Annotated in this window: 22 protein-coding genes; 7 read left to right on the top strand and 15 right to left on the bottom strand. The window is 38.6% G+C overall.

The genetic code is table 11. The features are described from left to right. The first annotated feature begins 181 nt into the window (after positions 1-181). On the top strand, positions 182-874 hold the full coding sequence (locus SP60_RS01915; protein WP_144418566.1) for an IclR family transcriptional regulator: 693 nt from the start codon (positions 182-184) through the stop codon (positions 872-874). A 6-nt stretch (positions 875-880) separates the two neighbouring features. Here the strand turns inward: SP60_RS01915 and greA are convergent, their stop codons facing one another. From greA to carA, 4 genes are read right to left on the bottom strand one after another with little or no spacing between them, the layout of a single operon-like run. After that, positions 881-1,357 (bottom strand): transcription elongation factor GreA, encoded by a 477-nt coding sequence (gene greA / locus SP60_RS01920; RefSeq protein WP_053951032.1) that lies wholly within the window; start codon positions 1,355-1,357, stop codon positions 881-883. A gap of 11 nt (positions 1,358-1,368) precedes the next feature. Then, positions 1,369-4,578 (bottom strand): carbamoyl-phosphate synthase large subunit, encoded by a 3,210-nt coding sequence (gene carB / locus SP60_RS01925; protein WP_053951033.1) that lies wholly within the window; start codon positions 4,576-4,578, stop codon positions 1,369-1,371. A 22-nt stretch (positions 4,579-4,600) separates the two neighbouring features. After that, the gene (locus SP60_RS01930) at positions 4,601-5,287 is read right to left on the bottom strand and encodes an MlaA family lipoprotein (RefSeq protein ID WP_053951034.1); all 687 of its coding nucleotides are present in this window, start codon (positions 5,285-5,287) and stop codon (positions 4,601-4,603) included. After that, positions 5,284-6,405 carry a glutamine-hydrolyzing carbamoyl-phosphate synthase small subunit gene (carA, locus tag SP60_RS01935; protein WP_053951035.1) on the bottom strand — a complete coding sequence of 374 codons (1,122 nt, stop codon included), beginning with the start codon at positions 6,403-6,405 and terminating at the stop codon, positions 5,284-5,286. The genes SP60_RS01930 and carA overlap by 4 nt, the downstream gene beginning before the upstream one ends. Positions 6,406-6,520: 115 nt before the next feature. On the opposite strand from carA, the gene SP60_RS01940 reads away from it, so the two are divergent. Continuing rightward, complete coding sequence (locus SP60_RS01940) at positions 6,521-6,790, top strand: heavy-metal-associated domain-containing protein (protein ID WP_053951036.1); 270 nt, start codon at positions 6,521-6,523, stop codon at positions 6,788-6,790. Then, positions 6,787-6,987, top strand: a complete 201-nt coding sequence (gene thiS, locus SP60_RS01945) for a sulfur carrier protein ThiS (RefSeq protein WP_053951037.1) — start codon at positions 6,787-6,789, stop codon at positions 6,985-6,987. Before SP60_RS01940 ends, thiS begins: the two co-directional genes overlap by 4 nt. Here the strand turns inward: thiS and SP60_RS01950 are convergent. Together SP60_RS01950 and prmA are read right to left on the bottom strand one after the other, a co-directional pair. Beyond that, positions 6,984-8,033, bottom strand: a complete 1,050-nt coding sequence (locus SP60_RS01950) for a tRNA (5-methylaminomethyl-2-thiouridylate)-methyltransferase (protein WP_053951038.1) — start codon at positions 8,031-8,033, stop codon at positions 6,984-6,986. The genes thiS and SP60_RS01950 overlap by 4 nt on opposite strands. Before the next feature lie 8 nt (positions 8,034-8,041). Beyond that, positions 8,042-8,920 (bottom strand): 50S ribosomal protein L11 methyltransferase, encoded by an 879-nt coding sequence (gene prmA, locus SP60_RS01955; protein WP_053951039.1) that lies wholly within the window; start codon positions 8,918-8,920, stop codon positions 8,042-8,044. Between the two features lie 132 nt (positions 8,921-9,052). Between prmA and SP60_RS08370 the strand changes: the two genes are divergently transcribed. Both SP60_RS08370 and SP60_RS01960 read left to right on the top strand, forming a co-directional pair. Further along, the gene (locus SP60_RS08370) at positions 9,053-9,220 is read left to right on the top strand and encodes a hypothetical protein (RefSeq protein ID WP_158403309.1); all 168 of its coding nucleotides are present in this window, start codon (positions 9,053-9,055) and stop codon (positions 9,218-9,220) included. 159 nt (positions 9,221-9,379) lie between these two features. Then, complete coding sequence (locus tag SP60_RS01960; protein ID WP_053951040.1) at positions 9,380-9,670, top strand: TusE/DsrC/DsvC family sulfur relay protein; 291 nt, start codon at positions 9,380-9,382, stop codon at positions 9,668-9,670. Positions 9,671-10,036: 366 nt separating this feature from the next. On the opposite strand, the gene alaS is transcribed toward SP60_RS01960, so the two are convergent. Genes alaS through SP60_RS01975 form a run of 3 tightly spaced genes read right to left on the bottom strand, consistent with a single transcriptional unit; the run spans position 10,037 to position 14,113 of the window. Then, positions 10,037-12,634, bottom strand: a complete 2,598-nt coding sequence (gene alaS / locus SP60_RS01965) for an alanine--tRNA ligase (protein WP_053951041.1) — start codon at positions 12,632-12,634, stop codon at positions 10,037-10,039. A 40-nt stretch (positions 12,635-12,674) separates the two neighbouring features. Beyond that, positions 12,675-13,289 carry an L-threonylcarbamoyladenylate synthase gene (locus SP60_RS01970; protein ID WP_053951042.1) on the bottom strand — a complete coding sequence of 205 codons (615 nt, stop codon included), beginning with the start codon at positions 13,287-13,289 and terminating at the stop codon, positions 12,675-12,677. Further along, a complete protein-coding gene (locus SP60_RS01975; protein ID WP_053951043.1) occupies positions 13,289-14,113 on the bottom strand; it encodes a PHP domain-containing protein in 825 nt (274 codons plus the stop codon). The genes SP60_RS01970 and SP60_RS01975 overlap by 1 nt, the downstream gene beginning before the upstream one ends. Positions 14,114-14,202: 89 nt before the next feature. On the opposite strand from SP60_RS01975, the gene SP60_RS01980 reads away from it, so the two are divergent. Next, positions 14,203-14,676 (top strand): transcription termination/antitermination NusG family protein, encoded by a 474-nt coding sequence (locus tag SP60_RS01980; protein ID WP_053951044.1) that lies wholly within the window; start codon positions 14,203-14,205, stop codon positions 14,674-14,676. A 70-nt stretch (positions 14,677-14,746) separates the two neighbouring features. After that, positions 14,747-16,600: a glutamine--fructose-6-phosphate transaminase (isomerizing) gene (glmS, locus tag SP60_RS01985; RefSeq protein ID WP_053951045.1), complete on the top strand. Its 1,854-nt coding sequence runs from the start codon at positions 14,747-14,749 to the stop codon at positions 16,598-16,600. Here the strand turns inward: glmS and galU are convergent, their stop codons facing one another. The 6 genes from galU to rffA all read right to left on the bottom strand — a co-directional run bounded on the left by galU (position 16,601) and on the right by rffA (position 23,914). Further along, complete coding sequence (gene galU / locus SP60_RS01990; protein ID WP_053951046.1) at positions 16,601-17,440, bottom strand: UTP--glucose-1-phosphate uridylyltransferase GalU; 840 nt, start codon at positions 17,438-17,440, stop codon at positions 16,601-16,603. Next, complete coding sequence (locus SP60_RS01995) at positions 17,437-18,651, bottom strand: glucose-6-phosphate isomerase (RefSeq protein WP_053951047.1); 1,215 nt, start codon at positions 18,649-18,651, stop codon at positions 17,437-17,439. Before SP60_RS01995 ends, galU begins: the two co-directional genes overlap by 4 nt. A 50-nt stretch (positions 18,652-18,701) precedes the next feature. Next, positions 18,702-20,561, bottom strand: a complete 1,860-nt coding sequence (locus tag SP60_RS02000) for a polysaccharide biosynthesis protein (protein WP_053951048.1) — start codon at positions 20,559-20,561, stop codon at positions 18,702-18,704. Further along, entirely contained in the window at positions 20,558-21,118 is a 561-nt protein-coding gene (locus SP60_RS02005) for a sugar transferase (protein WP_053951049.1), read from the bottom strand. Before SP60_RS02005 ends, SP60_RS02000 begins: the two co-directional genes overlap by 4 nt. Positions 21,119-21,228: 110 nt before the next feature. Next, a complete protein-coding gene (locus SP60_RS02010) occupies positions 21,229-22,770 on the bottom strand; it encodes a hypothetical protein (RefSeq protein ID WP_144418567.1) in 1,542 nt (513 codons plus the stop codon). A 4-nt stretch (positions 22,771-22,774) separates the two neighbouring features. Next, complete coding sequence (gene rffA / locus SP60_RS02015) at positions 22,775-23,914, bottom strand: dTDP-4-amino-4,6-dideoxygalactose transaminase (RefSeq protein ID WP_053951051.1); 1,140 nt, start codon at positions 23,912-23,914, stop codon at positions 22,775-22,777. Between the last annotated feature and the right edge of the window lie 30 nt (positions 23,915-23,944).

Raw genomic sequence — 23,944 nt, forward strand, 5'->3', positions numbered from 1 at the left:
GGATTTTATTAATTAGTTACTTTATGTGTGAGAGTCATGATACTGATTTTTTTAACTTCTTTTCATTATATAATATAGTATTTCACAATATGAATAAATAATGAGTTTTTGATGAATATTTCACTATACAAAAAATAATTCCTTAATATAATGTGAAGTTTTATAATACGAAAAAATGATCATGACAGCAATCAACCCGATAGAAAAAAAAGTTACCGCCATTGAAAAGAGTCTCATTATTTTGTCTATCTTTTCAATGGAAAAACCCTCTCTAAGCCTGAAAGAGATTTGTGATCAGGTTGGGTTTAATGCGTCAACGACCTATCGGATTTTGCATACACTATCGGAATACGGCTATATTATTAGAACAGCAGACAAAAATTACTGCATTGGCACCACACCCCTATCTTTAAGTGCCATTTATCAAAAAACTAATCAGTTAACTCAAATTAGTCCAGTGGTTGACCACATTCGAGACATGAGTAATGAAACTTCTTCATTCTTTATTCAGCAAGACAACGACAGAATTTGCCTATATCGCGCGCATTCGCGAGACATGATCAGACATAATATTGATGTTGGCACGCAACTAGAACTTAATCGTGGCGCCTCTGGCAGGGTGATCTTGGCTTATGGTCGACGCTTACAAGACAAGGCTGGTTTTTTTAAAAATATTCGCGACAAGGGTTATTATTTGTCAGTTAATGAACATAACGCCGCTTTGTTCGCTGTCTCGAAACCCATCTTATCGGAAAGTGGACAACTGATTGGTGCGCTAACTATTTCAGGGCCTATTAGCCGCTTTAACGAAGAAAGGAAGCAATTCTTTTTAGACTTGTTAACCGAGCAGATTGGACAAGTTAAAATTCTTTAGACAATTTTACAAATATTCTACGCTTAAAATTTCGTAAACAATGTCGCCTCTGGGGGCTTTTACAGTAACTTCATCACCCTCTTCATTACCCATAAGGGCGCTGGCAATAGGTGAATGGCAAGAAATTTTATGTTGGTTAATATCCGCCTCATCTTCACCGACAATCTGATAAGTAATTTCACTATCATCTTCCAAATTCATTAGACTAATCGTTGTTCCAAATACACAGCGACCATTTTGAATAAGCTTGGCCACATCAATGATTTGCATGCGTGAAAGTTTTGATTCAATTTCTTTAATTCGGCCTTCACAAAAACTCTGCTCTTCTTTGGCCGCATGATATTCTGCATTCTCTTTTAGATCGCCATGAGCACGCGCCGTAGCAATATCTTGTACAATACGAGGACGTTCAACATCTTTCAGTTTTAAAAGTTCAGCTTCTAATGCTTTTGCACCAGCAACTGTCATTGGAATATTTTCCATACTGCCCTTTCTTAGTTATTAAGAGATTGTACCGTTCTTACTGTAATCTCTTCATGCGTTTTTAAACCATCAAGCATTGCAAACGCCGCCGCTACAGTTGTCGTAAATGGCACCTTGTGCACCAATGCTTGGCAGCGAATTGCTGCAGCATCTTCAACACCTTGGGTATCTTCGGTAGAATTAATAATTAAATCAATGACATCATTTTTAATCATATCGACAATATGCGGTGAACCTTCTGATACTTTATTAACCATTTCACATTCAAGACCTGCTTCAATCAAGGTATCTCTATTACTACGAGTGGCCACCAAGCTAAACCCTTGTTGCGATAATTTTTCACCCAAACCTACTAAATCATCACGATCTAGGCGTCGCAGACTAACAAAAACAGTACCTTTTTCAGGGGCACGAGATCCTGCTGCTAATTGCGCTTTATCAAAAGCAGAAGCAAAGTCATCACCAATGCCCATCACTTCGCCCGTAGAACGCATTTCTGGGCCTAAAATTGGATCAACACCTAAGAATTTATTAAATGGAAATACCGCCTCTTTAACACTGTAATGTTTTGGAATAATTTCCTTGGTAAAGCCTAACTCTTTCAAAGATTTTCCAGACATAACGCGTGCGGCAATATTAGCCAATGGCGCACTAATGGCTTTGGAAACAAAAGGCACAGTACGTGAAGCGCGGGGATTAACCTCAATAACGAAAATTTCTCCATCTTGGTAGGCCAGCTGAGTATTCATCAAACCAACAACCTTTAACGCTTTCGCCATCGCAACGACTTGAGCGCGCATTTCATCTAAAACATCACTCTCTAATGAGTAAGGTGGCAGAGAGCAAGCAGAGTCTCCTGAGTGGATGCCTGCTTGCTCAATATGCTGCATAATGCCGCCAATGACCACATCCTCGCCATCACAAATAACATCAATATCTACTTCAATAGCATGGTCTAAAAACGAATCTAGCAACACTGGTGAATCATTGGATACTTGTACAGCTGTGTGCATATAGTGGTCTAATGAATCTTTATCATAAACAATTTCCATAGCGCGACCGCCCAATACATAAGATGGGCGTACTACCAGTGGAAAACCAATGGCATCAGCAATAGCTTGCGCTTGTTCTAATGAACGTGCTGTACCATTTAAAGGTTGCTTCAAATTAAGCTCTTGCAATAAGGCAGAAAAACGTTCACGATCTTCTGCTAGATCAATTGCATCTGGACTAGTACCGATAATCTTTGCACCGCTTTTTTCTAAAGCTTCTGCCAATTTAAGCGGCGTTTGCCCACCATAATGCACAATAATGCCATCTGGATTTTCAATATCTACCACTGCGAGCACATCTTCCAGCGTTAATGGCTCAAAATACAGGCGATCCGAAATATCGTAATCGGTTGAAACTGTCTCAGGATTACAGTTGACCATAATGGTTTCAAAACCATCTTCTCGCAATGCGAGAGAAGCATGTACACAACAATAATCAAACTCAATGCCTTGACCAATTCGATTTGGGCCACCGCCTAAAATCATGATCTTTTTCTTGTCTGTTGGATTTGCCTCACACACTTGCTGATAAGTTGAATATAAATAGGCCGTTTGTGTGTCGAACTCAGCGGCACAACTATCAACACGCTTAAAAACTGGCTTAATATTGAGCGCTTTACGGCGCTCACGCACAGAAGACTCGTTACAATTTAGTAGTTGACCAAGTCGCGCATCTGAGAAACCTTTACGCTTTAAAGCAAACATATCGTCTGCTGAAATATCCGTAAGACTAACACCGTTAATTTGCATTTCACTTGATACAATATCTTCAATTTGCGCCAAGAACCAGGGATCTACTTTAGATAAGTCAAACACTTCTTCTAAGCTCATGCCGAGTCTAAAGGCATCAGCCAAATAAAAAATACGCTCACCGCGCGCAGTAATACATTCTGAACGAATTTTATTACGTGCATCATCTGCATTTAAATCAACAATCGGATCTAATCCAACCTTGTCTGTTTCCAGGCCTCTTAAGGCTTTTTGTAATGACTCTTGGAAGGTTGAGCCCATGGCCATGACTTCACCCACTGACTTCATCTGCGTGGTTAGGCGATCATCTGCTTTGGGAAATTTTTCAAAAGCAAAGCGTGGGATTTTAGTCACAACATAATCAATACTCGGCTCAAATGAGGCTGGGGTTTTGCCGCCAGTAATATCATTATCAAGCTCGTCCAATGTATAGCCCACAGCCAGCTTAGCTGCAACCTTAGCAATCGGAAATCCTGTTGCTTTCGAAGCTAGCGCTGATGAGCGTGATACGCGCGGATTCATTTCAATAATAGTTAAACGGCCATTCTCAGGATTAAGGGCAAATTGTACATTTGAGCCACCTGTATCGACGCCGATCTCACGTAATACTGCCAAAGAAGCGTTACGCATCACTTGGTACTCTTTGTCCGTTAAGGTTTGCGCTGGGGCAACGGTAATAGAATCACCTGTATGTACGCCCATCGGATCAAAGTTTTCAATAGAGCAAATAATAATACAATTGTCTTTGGTGTCACGCACCACTTCCATCTCAAACTCTTTCCAACCTAGAATAGATTCCTCAACCAGAAGTTCATTGGTTGGAGACAGATCTAGTCCGCGCTCACAAATTTCAACGAATTCTTCTTTGTTAAAAGCAATACCACCACCTGATCCACCCATAGTAAATGACGGACGAATAACGGTTGGATAGCCAACAGTTGCCTGAACTTCAAACGCCTCTTCCAATGTATGTGCAACAGCTGCTTTTGGCATATCTAGACCAATTTTTAACATAGCTTCGCGGAATAAATCACGGTCTTCTGCTTTGTCAATTGCTTCTTTTCTAGCGCCAATCATCTCAACGCCATGCTTTTCTAAGACGCCGTGACGCTCTAAATCAAGCGCACAATTAAGTGCTGTTTGTCCACCCATAGTTGGCAAAAGCGCATCTGGCTTTTCAATCTCAATAATCTTTTCAACTGTGCGCCATTCAATCGGCTCAATGTAAGTCGCATCCGCCATTTGCGGATCAGTCATAATAGTGGCGGGATTGGAATTAACCAAAATAACGCGATACCCTTCTTCTCTTAGCGCTTTACAGGCTTGTGCGCCAGAATAATCAAACTCACAAGCTTGGCCAATCACAATAGGGCCAGCGCCGATAATTAAAATACTTTTTAGGTCGTGTCTTTTTGGCATATTTTTCTAAAGGTTAATGCTGTTAAAATTCGTCTTCTTCGATGGGTAAATTACCATCAAAAATATCAAATTTACGCTTTTGTAAGTAAGAAGATCTTATGGTGATATAAGGGTCATCTGACTGATCTAACAAGTCAGTTATCGGCAGCAGTTCAACCCTTTTATCAATAATATTCATTGCACTCGCACTGATAGCGCCCACATCTTCCATTTCGTTCACCAAATTTGCATCCGAGGTAAGATCAACATACAAGCCTGCACTATCCCTAAGTGTTGATGGGCCCATTAAAGGCAGCATAATATAAGGACCACTATCAACACCCCAGACAGCCAACGTTTGTCCAAAATCTTCATTTTCAGTGGTGAGGTTAATATCGGTTGCAATATCAAATAATCCGTATAAACCAACAGTGGAGTTAACCACAACACGGCCTAATGTGACGGCACTTTGCTCTATTTTAAATTGTAAGATTTGATTCGCTAATGTCGAGACGTCACGTAAATTACCAAAAAAGTGGCTGACTCGATTTTGTACGAAATCGGGCATGTGGTCTTGATAGGCTCGAGAAACCGGTTCAAGTAAATTGTCATCAATGGTTTCATTAAACTCGTAAATCACTCGATTGGTTTCTTCAAATGGATCCACATCTTCTGCGGGCGAAGCCATACTCAAGGTCAATAACAATAAACTTGCTAGTAGATGCTTCATGAACTCATCTCCTGAATAAAGGTATCAAATAATCCGCTAACATCATGAGGGCCAGGAGACGCTTCTGGATGACCCTGGAAACTAAACGCCTTCTTACCCGATACTCTAACGCCTTGAATAGTATTATCAAATAATGAGCGATGAGTAACTTCTAAATTATTAGGCATATTTTCTTCTGCTACTGCAAAACCATGATTTTGCGAAGTAATCATAACTTGCTTAGATTCTAGATCTTGTACAGGATGATTAGCACCATGATGACCAAATTTCATCTTCTGAGTTTTAGCGCCACTGGCTAATGCCAATAGCTGATGACCTAGACAAATACCAAACATTGGTATATTTTTTTCTAGCAGAATTTCAATATTAGCAATCGCATAATCACATGGTTCAGGATCGCCCGGACCATTTGATAAAAATACACCATCAGGATTCATAGCCAAAACATCTGCAACTGGCATTTTTGCGTTAACCACGGTTAAATCGCAGCCTCGATCAACCAGCATTCTTAAGATGTTTGTCTTGACACCATAGTCATAGACCACGACATTAAATTTAGCGTCTAAATTAGCAAACTCACCCGTTTCTAAAAAATAAGAACCTTGATTGAATTTATAAGTTTGGGTTGTGGAAACCACTTTGGCTAAATCGGTATTTTTGAGTCCTGAAAAAGCTTGTGCTTTAGCAATAGCCTCTGCCTCATCAATATTATCACCAGCAACAATACAGCCTTTAAGAGAACCCATTGAGCGCAGATGACGTGTTAAAGCACGTGTGTCGATATCACTAATGGCAACAATATTATTGACTTGTAAGTACTCATCTAATGGCTGAGTATTACGCCAATTACTGTGCAGTAGTGGCAAATCACGAATGATTAATCCAGCTGCATAGACTCTAGAAGATTCCTTATCAACTTCATTCGTACCGGTGTTACCAATATGAGGATAAGTAAGCGCTACAATCTGTTGAGTATAAGAAGGGTCGGTCAAAATTTCTTGATAACCCGTCATTGAAGTATTGAAGACAACTTCGCCCAGTGTTTCACCTGTACTGCCGATAGATTTTCCGTAAAAAATCTGACCATCTTCTAATGCTAATAAGGCAACTTGTGACACAGGATACTCCTGAATGAAAAACTTCGGGAATTTTACCATATTGTCTTGGCACCCTGAAGGGCAAATATGCAAATCTAAGGGTATAATTAATCACAAATAATGATGGAGGAATATCATGGAAATTACAGTAGATAATATCAAATGTGGCGGTTGCGCTGGCTCAATCACAAAAAAACTAACTGCAGCCTTTGATACAAATAAAATTAATATAGATATCGAACAAGGTATTGTTACTATCGACCTTGATGCTTCCAAAAAAGAGCAGCTAGTCAAAGTATTACTAGATTTAGGCTATCCAGAAACAGACTCAATACACGGATTTGATTCGGCTAAAGCAAAAGCCAAATCATTTGTTTCTTGCGCTATTGGTAAGATGGACAAATGATTATCATTGTTAATGGCCAGCAACTAGAAATCGAAAAATCAGCCACAGCTGATAATTTAATTAACCAATTAAATTATCAAGATCAGCGCATTGCTTTGGAAATTAATGAAGCTATTATTCCAAAGTCTAAGCACGATAAGTTCGAGCTAAATGAAGGTGATCAAATTGAGATTATTAAAGCCGTTGGTGGCGGCTAGACAAACCACGCTTTAGGAATTTCGTCCACACCTAAAGGTTTAACGCTAAATTGTTGAGTGACACCTACATTTAGCTTAACCTCAACTTCAACATTTGGCTGCTCTCGACCTTGCGAATAACGCGCTAGAATTTGCGCGGCAATTTTAAGATCTTCTTGATTTGGCTCGCCATCAATTAGCGCAATTGGACCATTGCAACTAGTGGGATAAAGATTGGCATATTGATTTCTATAACCTTCTAAAAACTTCACTTCCCCTTCTTCTCTAGCGACAATCATCTTAAAGCGTTGGTTAGGACGAATATGACGACCCACTTTAAGCATCATTAAATCATCAAGCTGATAATCGCGATTGCCGCGAGATTGCCACATATCAACCAATTTATCAGAATATTGCTTATCGGTTAAAAAACAACAGCCTCCTGCAGGAGTTGCATAATCATCAAATCCATAAGCCTTTGCCAAAGCCATTTGCGGCTTACGCGTGCGCCCAGAAAAATCAAGTAACTGCTCTCGATCCACCCAACCCTCTTTTTCTGCTTTAGTTTCAGGCAAGTGTTTAGCGCACAATGGGCGCAATAATAGATCATCTGCGCCTGATTCTGCTTGCACCACTGGCATAGTATCTTTACGCTGAGACATAGGGCGCTGACCCATCACCTCACCCGTAATAATAAAATCAAACTCATTTTCTTCCATCCACTCTTTGGCTTTTTTCACCATAAAGCCTTTGCAATCCAAGCAAGGATTCATATTTTTGCCATAGCCGTGCTTTGGATTTAACAAAACATCGCGATATTCTTCAATAACATCAATAATATGCAATTTAATGCCGAGTTGTTCAGCCACCCAAAGTGCATTGTTGCGCTTTTGTTTATCACTCTTTTGCTTGCGAATAGCGTGCGTATGCCCTTCTACACAAAATCCAGTAAAAAAGTTAATACCTTCAACATGAACACCTTGATCTAATAATAACTTAGTGCTCAATAGGGAATCCAATCCACCTGAAATTAGGGATACTGCTTTAATTTGTTTTTTATCTGTCATAATTTTTTCTATTTACGCTGGCCGCTAACGCAACACCATTCGTCTTTTTGCGCGACCTCTAACGCTTCAAAATACACACCATAGGCCTCAATTATCATTGGCAATTGATCTTGCATAATGCCTGATAAAGCGATATTCCCACCCGGTTTTACCAGCTGAGAAAAATGCTCACATAAGCCCACTAAAGGGTTGGCCAAAATATTTGCAATCAGTAAATCTACTGGATCCAATCTGCCTTCATCTTCTGTATGTAGCACGCAAATTTGATCTTGCGCCTGATTAACCTCAACATTACTCATGGTAGCAATAATGGCTTGCGGATCATTATCCACAGCAACTGCTGCTTTAGCCCCCAATTTCACCGCGGCAATCGCCAAAATTCCCGTACCTGAACCATAATCAATCACCGAACAATTAATAGGTGCATTGGCCTCTAAATATTGCAAGCACAGATCAGTGGTTTGATGAGTGCCCGTGCCAAATGCCAAGCCTGGATCCATATCAATAATAACAGCGTCATCTGGTAAATTTCCACTATCCTCCCACGAGGGACAAATCCATAGCCTCTTACCAAATTGCATTGCATGAAAATCTTGCTTACACTCATCTTCCCAAACACGATCTTTGAGTAATTCAAAATTGACTGTTTTAATATGACAAATTTGATCAAGCATCTGCTTTACATGCGCCTGATCAACATCTAAGGCAAATAAGGCAGTGATAGTGACATATTGCCACAAAGGGGTTTCGCCCACAGGTGGCTCAAAAATAGCGTCATTATTGGTATCGCAAAAAGTGACAGAAACACTTTCCAGGCCAGTCAGTATTTCACTGACAAAATCTGCCTGATCTTTATTTGTTTGTAAGGTGAGTTGCATCCAGTCCATAGCGCTTAAATTATACCTATGAGTAGCAAACTTCATTCCCATATAAAAAATAGCTAATACAATTAACCTTAGTTGATATAATACTCATTGTTAACAAAAAACAGAATTTACATTAACTTACTAGGAGATACCATGGCTAACGGCATTACAAAAGGCAACAGACCAGCATTAGGAAGCAGCTTAGAGGCATTAAATGCATCTAACCCTTTAAATTCAAGAGCAGGTAACGAAACTGTTACAGCAACTCAAGATTATAAAAAAGGCATGAAGTCTGCAGAAGAATTAGATGATATGAGATAAGCCCATTTATGGCTACTTAAATCATAAAGCCCTCGAAAGAGGGTTTTTTATGGCCTAAAATTCGCCCTATATCCATACAAATAAAATGTGTATTTATAAAATTTGACTTAAATCAATCTTATATAATATACCCAATTAAATTACTATGGTATTAGAAAAATGGCATTAGATAGAACAGGAAATGGCTACTTAGTAGACCCATCAATTTGGACCGAAGACATCATGCATGAAATGGCAACAGAAGATGAGATTACATTAACAGATTCTCAAGTCACTCAAATTCTTGCTGCCAGAGAGTATTTCTCTGAAAATTCTTCAGTACCTCCTATCAGAACTTTCTCAAAAGTAGTCGGTATTGACAAAAAAATTCTTTTTAAAGAGTGGCTAACAGGCCCAATGAAACCAATCACGAAATATGGAGGGATGCCACAACCAACTGGTTGCGTCTAACTCTTTGCTTTGTCTTTTTCCTTTTTACGGCGTTAGAAAATTAAAATACTCAATCATATAGATTAACTATATTCAATCGCATTTTAATTTTTTGCCTTGTAAATAGAAAAAATACTTGCAAATAGATCTGAATAAAAAACCCTCTTTTGAGGGTTTTTTATTGCCTGACCTTTATAGAAATATTTCTAAAACCACTCATTGAGATATTTTTTTAAGTCTAAAGCAGATGCTACTTACACCTCCAATTGTGATGCAATTATTAACTACACCGAGGCGTAAGAAGTGTGAAAAATAGGAGTTTATATTTAATAAATGACTATCTTGAACACTTCGACAACAAAGGTGTAGTTAATAAGTGCGCACAACTCACAATAGATCTTCAACTGAAGCAAGCGCTTCAGTTAACTTGGACGGGTCTGTGCCGCCACCTTGTGCCATATCTGGTCTGCCACCACCTTTTCCACCAACCTGTTGAGCAACGTGATTAAGAATCTTGCCTGCTTGATATTTATCTGTCAGATCTTTAGTGACGCCTGCAACCAGGGAAATCTTGTCACCACTTACTACAGCCAATACCACAACCGCTGAGCCCAGCTTGTCTTTTAACTTGTCTGCAATATCACGTAAATCTTTACCGCTCACGCCTTCTACAATAGTTGAAAGTAATTTGACACCATTTACATCAATGGCTTGTCCGGCAATATCGTCACCCTGATTACTGGCTAATTGTTTTTGGAAAGTGGCAATTTGCTTTTCTAATTCTTTTTGTTGTTTGATCAGTTGCGCCACTTTTTCAACAGCTTGTGCATTATTTGACTTAGTCATCTGTGCAATAGCACTCAAATTATTTTCGATTTGCTTGTCAAATTGATAAGCGTCATAGCCGGTCATTGCCTCAATTCGGCGCACACCTGCAGCAATACCACCTTCTGAAGTGATTCTAAATAAACCAATATCGCCCAGTTGATTGACGTGTGTGCCACCACAAAGCTCCACAGAAAAATCGTTTTTACCCATACTTAAGACACGTACAGTATCACCATATTTTTCGCCAAAAAGCGCCATGGCGCCTTTTTTCTTGGCAGTTTCAATATCGGTTACATCAGTATGGACAACTGAGTTGCCTAAAATTCGACGATTAACCATCGCCTCAATTTTATCTAAATCAGCCTTGGCAATAATTTCATCATGAGAAAAGTCAAAGCGCAATTTGTCGCTATCAACCAGCGAGCCTTTTTGAGTAACTGTTTCACCCAAAACACTACGCAATGCAGCATGCAGCAAGTGTGTTGCTGAGTGATTGCGAGCAATGCGTTTGCGTTTGCGTGCATCGACTTTAGCCTCAAGCACATCACCGACTTTAATCGTACCACTTGAAACCATGCCGTGATGTTCAAAAGCACCTGTTTTTTGCTTTTGAGTATTGCTCACATCAAATTGTACATTGTTTTGGCTAAGCACACCGCTATCACCTACTTGACCACCAGATTCACCATAAAAACTAGATTCTGACAAGATGATAATAGCGTGATCCCCAGCTTCAACTGCTTCAACCAACTCACCCTCTTTAATGAGTGCTTGTACAGTGGAAGTATTGTCTAATTGCTCGTAGCCCAAAAACTCCGTTGCAGTCGTAATATCTACGCCTTTTTGTGTGGTTTTAAAATCACCTGCTTGACGCGCACGATCGCGTTGCTTTGTCATTTCCACTTCAAAGCCATTCATGTCAATACTAAGGTTGCGTTCTCGAGCCACATCAGCGGTTAAATCGGCCGGAAAACCATAGGTATCATAAAGTTTAAACACGGTCTCGCCGTCAATTTCACTATTTGTTAAACTGGCAATCGCCTCTTCCAAGATACCCATACCTTGATCTAGTGTTTGCGCAAAACGCTGCTCTTCTCGCTTGAGTACTTTCTCAACATTTGCCAAAGATTTTTTAAGTTCTGGATAAGCCTCTTTAAATTCTAACGCCAATACAGGCGCCAAACGATAAAAGAAAACTTTAGTCATGCCGATTTTATGGCCGTGGCGAATCGCTCGGCGAATAATGCGACGTAGTACATATCCACGCCCTTCATTAGAAGGGATAACACCATCAACAATCATAAACGCGGTAGAGCGGATATGGTCTGCAATCACTCGCACCGAGGCATTATCGGGTTTGATACCGCTGCTTGCAGGTGTTAGGTCAACAATAGACTTAACTAAACTTTGAAAACAATCTATATCATAGTTGTTATTTTTATGTTGTAACACCGCAGCTAAACGCTCAAGACCCATACCCGTATCCACACAAGGAGCATCGAGTGGTTTCAAATAGCCATCTTCTTGTTTATCGTATTGGGTAAAGACCAGATTCCAAATTTCAATATAACGATCACCATCTTCATCCGCATGACCCGGAGGACCGCCAGCGATGTCTTCACCATGATCATAAAAAATCTCACTCGACGGGCCACACGGACCTGTGTCACCCATTTGCCAAAAATTATCTTTAGCGCCACAACGAGAAATGCGGTTTTTAGGAAAGCCAATTTCATTCACCCAAATAGCTTCAGCTTCATCATCCTCCTCGAAAACACTGACCCAAAGCTTCTCCTTAGGCAGACCAAGCTCTACCGTTAAAAACTCCCAGGCATATTGAATGGCTTCACGTTTGAAATAGTCACCAAATGAGAAATTTCCCAACATTTCAAAAAAGGTGTGGTGGCGTGCAGTATAGCCTACATTCTCTAAATCATTATGCTTACCACCAGCGCGTACACAACGCTGACAACTTACAGCACGCTTATAAGGACGCTTTTCCAAGCCACTAAATACATCCTTAAATGGCACCATGCCAGCATTCACAAACAATAAGGTTTTGTCATTATGCGGCACTAGAGATGAGCTCGGCTCAATAGTATGCTCTCTAGAGGCGTAAAAATCTAAGAATTTTTGTCTAATTTGTGCCGTTTTCATGCGATCAAAGCGTTATATAAAAACGTCTAATTATACTTATCTAAACGATAAGTGAAGTGTCGCCTGCGCCGTGACGGATAATTTCTAGCGTATCGCCAGATAAATCGATCACCGTGGTTGGCTCTGGCGGGCAGTAACCATCATCAATAATTAAATCCACTTGATTGTCAATGGCGTCGCGTACATCATCCACATCATAAAACTCACAACCAGGCAAAATTAACGAGACACTCATTAACGGCTCATCTAGCTGCTCAAGTAAAGCTTGCACAACACCGTGAGCAGAAATACGCAGTCCTATCGTTTTTTTCTTATCATGCAACAAGCGCTTTGGCACATCGCGCGATCCTTCCAAGATAAATGTATAAGCCCCAGGCAAAATTTTCTTAAGCAGTCTAAATGCATTATTATCCAACTTGGCGTACTCACCAATATGGGCTAAATCACGCATCATCAGGGTAAAGTCATGGCGCTTTGATAGTTGTCTAATTTGACGAATCTTTTCCAACCCTGACTTATTACCCAAAGCAGTGCCGAGCGCATACCCGGAATCCGTTGGATAGGCGATTACTCCACCCGACTTGAGCACCTCAACAACTTGAGAAACCAAACGTTGTTGAGGGTTTTGCGGATGAATAGCGATTAATTTAGCCATTACCAATCCTGCCATACGGTTTTATTCACTTTTGGCATATCTTGTAAATGGCCGATACGTACTCTTTGACTGGGCCAGCCATGATAGTCAGAACCAATAGACGATAACAACTCAAACTCTTTCGCCCACTGGCTTACCAAAGTAATTTCATCACCACTACTTGAGCCCGTGACTACTTCCACGCCATCTAACCCCGCAGCTGACAAATGACTTAATAAACGCTTCACTTTAGTATTAGTCATTCGATAGCGCAGTGGGTGAGCCAAAACTGCCTGCCCACCTGCTGCATGAATCCAGCTAATTACTTCATCAAATTCAGCCCACTTGCCGCCCACACCACCTGGTTTTTTGCCGGTTAAAAAACGCTTAAATACGCTTTTCATATCCTTACACACACCCTCTTTAACCAACATTTGAGCAAAATGCGTGCGCGTAATCATGCCTTTTTTAGCGATGGCCTGAGTTTTTTCCATTGCGCCAAATACCCCTGCACCGCCCAAGCCTCGTGCCATTTTTTCAGCGCGAGCCTGTCGAAAATCTTGATGTTGTTTAAGTCCCATTTGAAGAGTCTCGTTATTAATATCCACCCCTAGGCCTACAATATGCACAGTCATGTTGCTCCACATGGCAGATATTTCTACACCATGAATCAATTTTAAGTCACTTTCATCTGCTTGCTGTTGCGCCTCCATGAGTCCATCTGTTGTATCATGATCTGTCAGTGCAAATACGTCACAACCCTCTTTTTTGGCAAGACACACCACCTCACTGGGGGATAACACCCCGTCAGAATAATACGAGTGGTTGTGTAAATCAATAATCATAGCGACTATTATCCATTATTAATACCACTGACTGAAATTCTTTAAAAAGCAAAAAAAAAAAAACGATTTATGGTTTAAAATAACTCATTATGAAAAACTGGTATCTCATTCAAACCAAACCCCAGCAAGAGCAAATTTCCGCTCAAAATTTATCTAACCAAAACTACACAATATTTTATCCAAAAGCCATTATTAAGGGAAAAACTGTGCCGCTTTTTCCACGTTATTTATTTATTGAGCTGGATGACAAATTTCAAAACTGGACACCCATTCGCTCAACCAAAGGTGTTGCAAACTTTGTAAGATTTGGCCTAACATTCGCCAAAGTTCCAAATAAAATCATTAATATGATTAGAATTCAACAGCAGCAAACCATCGAAAAAATGATTAACATTTGCTCACATCAAAAAGGGGATGTGGTTGAGATCCAGACAGGTGCTTTCAAAGGTCAGCAAGCTATTTTTCAGAATTATAATAGTAATGACCGGATTGCAATCTTGTTAAAAATCATTGGCCAGCATCAAGAAATCGTACTTAATGAAAATGAAGTGCTCGCAATATAAGTCATCACAATACCAATCCCTTGCTTTAAAATTAAGGCATTCAACTTTAATTATTCAACCTTAAACAGTTATGTGCGGAATTGTCGGCGGTATTTGTAACAACAATATTACATCTGTATTAGTAGATGGACTAAAACGCTTAGAATATCGTGGCTACGATTCTGCTGGCGTGGTGATTTTAGATAAAAACAACAAGCTTAATCGCGCTCGATCGGTTGGTAAAGTTGTCAATTTAGAAAACAGCATTAAAGAAAAACAAGTGCCACTTAATGGCACTATTGGTATTGCCCATACACGCTGGGCTACACACGGAGAGCCTTCAAGTCGCAACGCCCATCCACACATTTGTAATCATAGTGTTAGTGTCGTTCATAACGGTATTATTGAAAATTTCCTTGAGCTTAAAACTCAGCAACTTACGCAAGGCTATAACTTTACTTCAGATACCGATACAGAGGTCATTGCGCATGCCATCCATAAGGCACTAGAAACTAGTAACACTTTACTGGGAGCGACACAAAAAGCAATCACTACTTTTGAAGGGGCTTATGGTGTTGGTGTCATCTCCCCTAAAGATCCAGGGCGTATTATTGCAGCTCGTAGTGGCTCACCCCTAGTCATTGGGCTAAGCGATAAAGGCAACTTTATTGCCTCTGATCAAATGGCCCTGTTAGACATTACCAAAAACTTTATTTTTTTAGAAGAGGGTGATATCGCTGACATTACCTTGAGTTCAGTGGCTATTTATAACAAAGATGGCAAGCAAGTAGAGCGAGCAGTCAAAACCTCAAAACTTAAAAGTGGCCAAACATCTAAAGGTGAATATGACCACTATATGCTTAAAGAGATTTTTGAGCAACCACAAGCCATTCGTGACACCTTAGAGTCGCGTATCACTAAAGACTCTGTACTCTCATCTGCTTTTGGTCATCAAGCCAAAGACATTTTCAAAAATACTAAGCATATTCAAATTATTGCCTGTGGCACTAGTTATAACGCCGGTCTAGTGGCTAAATATTGGCTAGAAGATATTGCTAAAATTCCTACCCATATTGAAGTGGCAAGTGAATATCGCTATCGTGATCCAATTATTCTAGATAACACATTGTTTGTGACCATCTCTCAAAGTGGCGAAACAGCGGACACACTAGAAGCGCTAAAAGCGGTCAAAAAACGTAGCAAGGGTAAGTGTATCCATACACTCACGATTTGTAATTCAGCAGAATCTAGCCTAACTCGTGAATCAGAGCTTACTTTCTTAACCCACGCTGGCCCTGAGATCGGTGTCGCTAGCACTAAAGCCTTTACCACGCAATTAGTATCACTTGCTCTACTTTCAGTCGCAGTTGGCAGATGTCACAAACAAGTGTCCAAGCAACAGGAAGCTAAGATTGTAGAGGGGCTTAATCGCCTACCTGGACTAATTACAAAAACACTCGAGCAAGAAGGTCCAATCAAAGAACTGGCCAAAACCTTTAAAGATAAATTTAATGCTATATTTTTAGGCAGGGGAACCATGCATGCTATCGCTATGGAAGGTGCATTAAAGCTTAAAGAAATTAGCTATATCCATTCTGAAGCCTTCCCGGCAGGTGAACTCAAGCATGGGCCAATTGCTCTGATTGATAAAGATACGCCAGTGATTGCCATTGCGCCAAATGATCAATTGCTTGATAAGCTTAAGTCTAACTTGCAAGAAGTTAAATCACGAGGGTCTGAGATGATTGTGTTTGAAGATGAGGCCGCAAAAGTAGCTCCCATGCAAGGTATGACTATTATTCCTACCACAACTGACTTAGGGCGAATAACTGCACCAATCATCTTCACTATTCCTTTGCAATTACTTAGTTATCATGTGGCGCTTATTAAAGGTACCGATGTAGACCAACCTAGAAATTTAGCAAAATCGGTTACTGTGGAATAGTTAGATAATCCCCTCTGATTTAGCAAAAGCATTAGTTGCCATAACAAAGCCCTTAACGCTACCACAATCAAATCTTTCACCTTGAAACTTATAAGCGATGACTTTGCCTTTTTTAGAAAGTGTCATTAACGCGTCGGTAATTTGAATCTCGCCATTTTTATCAGGACTGGTGTTTTCAAGTACGTCGAAGATTTCAGGGGTGAGGATATAACGGCCAATAATAGCCAGATTGGTTGGCGCATCTTCTGGGCTTGGCTTCTCCACCATAGAATTCACTCGATAAGCATTATTTAAGCCTTCTAATAACTCACCGTCAATCACCCCGTACTTATCCACCTGCGTCATTGGCACTTCTTCAATGGCAACAATACAGCAATCAGGGTGCTGTTCATAAAGTTTAGTCATTTGCAAAAGTACTGAATCACCATCACTCGTACATAAATCATCCGGCAAAATAACGGCAAATGGATCGTTGCCAATTAGCGGTTTGCCGGTATAAATAGCATGTCCAAGACCCAACATCTGCTGTTGCTCAATATAAGTAAAGTCACACTGCTCAGAGGCATGGTTAACTTCATCAAGTAATGAGGCTTTAGCTGTGCCTTTTATGCTGGCTTCTATATCTGCATGCGGCTTAAAATGATTTTCAATCGCTTGTTTGTACTTACTAGTAACCATAGCCATTGTTCTCATACCAGCACTCATAGCCTCTTCCACACCGTACTGAATCAATGGCTTAGTAAGAATTGGCAGCATTTCTTTAGGAATAGCCTTGGTGGCTGGCAAAAAGCGCGTACCATAACCAGCTACTGGAAATAAGCATTTGGTAATTTTAGTCATGATGTTTGTGTGAATTTTTCAGCTAGATTAATTTTGCCATATTCAACTCCTGGCTGATCATAAGTGTTGATTTGTAAAAAAGCACCAATACAAGAAACCAACAATTGATAACTAAACATAATTTTAGCAATATTGTATTCATCAACCGTACGAATAGAAATCACATCACAAGGAATGTCGTCTTGCTCTTGAATAGATTGAATCGTAGCATCAGCCTGCATATTTAATAACTCATTAAAAGTAAAATCTTCTGCACAACCCCATGACAAATTATCAAACTTTTTAGATGAATCTTTCGGAATGATTGTGCCATCTTTTAAATCATCAATCTTAATAAAAGTCACAGTTTTATCACGCACACCATCCATAATCATTTGCAAAAAACTATGTTGATCAACCGGCCCAACAAGGCCAATAGGTGTGAGCGCTTGTCGCGTACCATTAACATTAACCTTGCCAAGGCTTTCTGCCCAAAGTTGCACGTACCACTTGTTAAAACTTTCTAATAATGATGAATAGGAAAAAAGTACATTAATATTAAATCGACTCTTATTTTCAACCAAAAACCTGGCTTTTCTAATAATAGGCTTATAGTACTCCTCTTGCTTAAAAAAGCTATCTACCACACGCTTGCAGCCGTTAAGCAAGTTGTCAATATCCACACCAACCATCGCCAGCGGCACCAAGCCAACCACGCTAAACACTGAAAAACGCCCGCCCACATTTTTAGCCAAGTCAAAGACCTTGATATTATTATCATTGGCAAATTGAGTCAGTGAACTTTGAGCCTCTGAAATAATGGTGCAATTGGATTTGTCAATCTCCACCAAAGAGTTTAAATATTTAAACAAGCTAATAGTTTCAATAGTATTGCCAGACTTTGAAATAACTACAAACTGAGCATCTTTTAAATCAACCTTTTTTAAGCAATGATTAATTTTAAGCGGGTCAACCGTTTCTAAAAAAAGTAAGTCTTTACTGTAATTATTAGAGGGCAATAAAAATTCATAAATCGCCCTAGCACCTAAGCTAGAGCCACCAATGCCCAAAACAACAACATACTTTTTAGTAATGCTCTGCGCATACTTTTTAATCTCAGTTGTATCCTGATACGGCAAATTGTAATAGCCAATAGTTTCACGCTCAGCCTTAAGCCGCTCAAAGATCTCAAGGTTTGATTTGATTTGATAGAAATTTTTAGTGTACTTCATATATATAATAATCGATAAGAGTTATAAGTAGGATTAATTTGTTGGGGGTGTTATATTTTGTACAATAAATCACTTATTTCACACTGAGGATTAAACTCTGGAACAATTTGAATCAAAAGAGATCGTAATACTTTTTGATCGGAATTCATTGCAGCCTTTTCTAAAGAATTTAAGATTATATTTAAGTCATTCCAAGGTAGCATATCTTCTTCGGCTTTCATAATCATAGGATGTTTAGTCTTACTCACATTATTACCAATCAATAGCTCTTCAAATAACTTTTCACCAGGCCTGAGTCCGGCAATCTTAATCTCAATTTCACCACCAGGGTTTAATTCATTTTTAACCTCTAATCCACTTAAATGAATCATTTTGGTTGCCAAATCGAAAATTTTAACTGGCTGACCCATATCCAACACAAACACTTCTCCACCTTTACCCATAGCGCCAGCTTGTATCACCAACTCAACTGCTTCAGGTATTGTCATAAAGTATCTAATGATTTCTCTATTGGTAACAGTGACAGGGCCACCAGCCTTAATTTGATCTTTAAACAAAGGTATTACTGAACCACTTGAATTAAGTACATTGCCAAAACGCACCATAATAAATTTAGTGACACTCTGATTATCCGACAATGCTTGTAAAATCATTTCAGCACTTCGCTTCGTGGCACCCATTGTATTTGTCGGACGTACAGCTTTATCAGTTGATATCAATACGAACGCTTCAACATTGGAATTAATAGCAGCCTGAGCGCACTTTAATGTACCGAAGGTATTATTAACAACACCCTCAGTATTATTGTACTCTACCATTGGTACATGCTTATATGCAGCTGCATGATAGATGGTTTTTACACCAAATTTCTTACACACTCTTTCTACCCTATCTTGATTAACCACAGACCCCAATATTGGAAACACATGATCCCTAGACAACTCTTGATCGATTGCATACAAAGCTAATTCACTTTGTTCAAATAGTATGAGCTTACTAGCACCAAGTTTTATTATCTGTCTACACAATTCTGAGCCAATTGAGCCGCCTGCACCCGTAACCATTACCACTTTATCTTTGATATTTTCCTGTAGTAAAGATTGCTCTGGTTTTACTGATTCCCTGCCTAATAAATCATCAATGCTTACTTCACGCAAATCTTCAACTTTGATTTTTCCTTGCGCTAATTCAGAAACACCTGGGAGGGTTCGAACAAGTAGTGGATAAGGCTCTAAAAAATTAATAATTTCATTGAGCCTTTGATGTGATACTGAAGGCAATGCCAACAGAATCTCATCTACATTATATTTTTGCATTAATAACTCAACACGATCAATACTGTAAACTTTAATGCCGTTAACATGTTGACTAATTAAGTCTTTAGCATCATCTATAAAGGCAACAGGCTTGTACTCAGTAGAATGCATCAATGCATTGGATAATTGCCTACCTGCAGATCCAGCGCCATAAATAATTACATTTTTTTGCTTAGACAGATCGTCTACACTTGTCAATATCCATCTCGCCAGCATTCTCAACCCGCCAATTGATAATATTGCTAGTAACCAATTGATTAATATAACTGATCTTGGAATGCCTTCTATTGCAGACATAAAACCAATAATACCCCATAGAAGTGCATATAACGATACAGCCTTAATAACCGCCCACAGTGCATGCATACCTAAGAAGCGAACAATAACATGATAAAGACCAAATTGCGCAAATACTGGAATAGCAAGAATTGGGGCACCAATTATCACCCAAAATAAATCCTCTCCTGGCCAAAACCAATACCCCAGCCTTACTGAAAATGAGAAAAGAAGTATAGCTTGAATAACAATAGAGTCAGTTATCATCATAATCAACTTCTTGTTAATTCTAGAAATTTCTTTAATTTTATTAATCAATGGGACACTCCATCACGTTTTACAATTTTAGAGAAGGTCATCCAAAGTATTTTCATATCCACCCAAAAATATTGTTGGTTTAGATACTCCACATCTAACGCCACTTTATCAGGAATTGACAACTCATCTCTACCATTAACTTGCGCCCATCCTGTAATTCCCGGCAACAACTCATCCACACCTTTTTCTTTTCGCAATGCAATTAAATCATCCTGGTTATATAGTGCAGGTCTTGGACCTACAAAACTCATATCACCCTTTAAAACTGAGAACAGTTGTGGCAATTCATCCAAACTAGATCGACGCAAAAAACCACCGATTGGAGATAAATAAGAACTTGGTTTATCCAGTAAATGAGTTGCAACGACAGGCGTATCTATCAACATTGATCTAAACTTTGGCATTTTAAAAATTTTATTATTTTTTCCAACTCTATGTGACCAATAAATTGCCGACCCCTTAGATGTCAAACGCACCGCAATAAAAATGAATAACATTGGAACTGCTAAAAATAGTAAAAGCAAAACTCCAAAAAATAAATCAAAAGAGTGTTTCATTTATATTCCTCAACTTTTACAATTTAATAGATAAGCCACACTCATTTATGGGCACTATTTAAGCTCGAACGATCATGACTAAAAAAACAATACTAACTTGATACTAAAAGCTATTTAAATAAATAAACCAACCTAGGACTCAACCAAACAATAATATCTTGCACCCATGTATTTTTAAATAATTGAACCCAGTGTCTGATTATTTTTGGTTGCTGTTTAATTAACCTAGGCACATCTTTGGAGGATACTGATTTAACTAGATTTTTTTCACTATCATACACATATAGTTTATTTTTTAAAGAATACTTTTCGCTAAATTTTGGATCGACAAGATAGCCCTCTCTGATCTCAGTATAAGGAGTTATGGCTACAATAGTTTTTATTTTAGTATTATTATGAAATATTGCATTGACGTTCCACGGCATGCTAAAGAACTCAATATGGGAGTGTTCACCAAGCTTACTATAAAGGTTTCCTGTTATTATCAAAGTACTATCTGACTCTATTTCTTTTAAATCTTGATTATTTTTTATATTCTCTATAACAACCTTCTGATTTTCATTCCAATTCTTCCAATGATCACTAAGTCCAAATACTGGCGCTAAAAATATAATTAATAAAAAAATAGCTGACTTCTTATTGGCGGGCAGAAGTGCAGCTAACAAAAAAGCAATAAATAATGATCCATAAACAGTTGTTCTATTCCCCAAATTAAACGCTGAATGACTATAAAGACCAGTCAAAGCAAACATACCAAATGAAAGAAGTAAAACACTTATAAGGCCAATATACAATGATTTTGGTAACTTGCGTACTTTGGAAAATGACTTAACTCTTATGAATGAAAATATTAATATCATGGCTATTATAATTATGGAAATGAAACCTATCGACTCGATGGCATAAAACACCTTTAGCCAATATGAGGGCCCTATTGCTGATTCTAGAAAACTCAAAGGCTGAATGAGCATTTGTTTTAGAAAATCTAAAATACTTAAATCTGCATTTATTCTGCGCTCAAGTCCAGCATAATTAAACTTCATCCAAAAATAGTACGCCACATACAATATTCCTGGAGTTGCAAACACAATTGCCTTCTTGAGTTTTTTTTCATATAAGAATATAACAGTCAAACCAAACAAATAAGGAGGAGAGGCATAGCTTAAAAACGATCCAACTATAGTTACAAGAAAACCTTTTCTAATTTTATTATTTCGTATTAAGTGATGGGCATACAACAAGATTGCTGGTGCCAATATATATTGAAGTGTCATATACCAATATAAGGTAGTGTCATGCAATGGATATAGAACAAAAATAAAGGATGCAATGATTGCCCTATCATATGACATATAGTCACTAAAAAACCTAAAAATTAAATAAACACTAATGACAGAGGATAAAATTTTTATTAGGTCGTATATTATTTGATATTCATTACCTAGTACGGCATAAGCCCACCAAAGAGTATAAAATGAAATTGGATTTAATATTAATGAGCCAACTTCATCCGGTGTTTGCCCTATAAAATTCCAAAAACTATATCCATTAAAAGAATTGATGACTGTGTAATCATCTCCATGCAGCCCACTGGGCATTATTAAATACGACAAAATAAATGCAATAAAATAAAGAGGAAAATACTTAGTCATATTATTAAAAATTATCTTCTTTAAAAGTTGAAATTACATCTAATACTTGATTAATTACATAATCCACATCAAGACCAACCCATAGGGGCAATCTTACTAATCTATCAGACAAATCATTAGTATTGGAAATACCTCCATGAATGCGGCCATACTCCCATCCACCGGGAGATGAATGAAGCGGTATGTAGTGAAAATAACAATCCACACCTTTAAGCTTCATCGATTCAATAAAATACATTCTTTGTTTAATATTTTTAAACAATAAATAGTACATATGGGCATTATGAGAACAAGAATTTGGAATAAACGGTCTTTCTATCTTTTTATCTTGCGCTAATTTATGAAATGCATTGTGATACTTATTCCAAATCTCTATCCGTTTTTTTGTAATATTTTGAACCTCTTGAAGTTGTGCCCATAAAAATGCAGATACAATTTCACCAGGTAAATATGAAGAGCCAATATCGACCCACGTATACTTATCGACCTGACCCTTAACAAATTGACTACGATTGGTTCCTTTTTCTCTAATTATTTCAGCTCTTTTAACTAAAGAGGGATTGTTAACTAATAAGGCACCCCCTTCGCCAGAGGAAATATTTTTAGTTTCATGAAAACTTAAGGTACCTAAATCACCCATTGACCCTAAAGCGCGCCCTTTATAGCTCGCACCAACACCTTGTGCCGCATCTTCAATAACAAGTAATTTATGACGTCTTGCTATCTCTAAAATTGTATCCATTTCACATGCAACTCCGGCATAATGAACAGGGACAATTGCCTTGGTGTGTGAAGTAATTGCGGCCTCGATAAGTTGCTCATTAATATTTAGCGTGTCTTCTCGAATATCTACAAAAACAGGAACCCCTCCACGAAGAACAAAAGCATTAGCAGTAGAAACAAAAGTATACGAAGGCATAATCACTTCATCACCTGGATTGATATCTGCTAGTATTGCTGCCATTTCAAGCGCTGCAGTGCATGAGTGTGTGAGCAACACCTTGCAGCAGCCAGTGTAATTTTCAAGCCATTTATGGCAATATTTTGTATACGTATAATCACCTGCTAATTTATGACTATTGATTACCTTCTTAATATTTAACATCTCTGTGCCAACTATATATGGCTTATTAAAGGGGATCATAAAAATATACCTATCAAACTCAAATACTCC

The sequence above is a fragment of the Candidatus Thioglobus autotrophicus genome (assembly GCF_001293165.1).
Classification (GTDB): Bacteria; Pseudomonadota; Gammaproteobacteria; order PS1; family Pseudothioglobaceae; genus Thioglobus_A; species Thioglobus_A autotrophicus.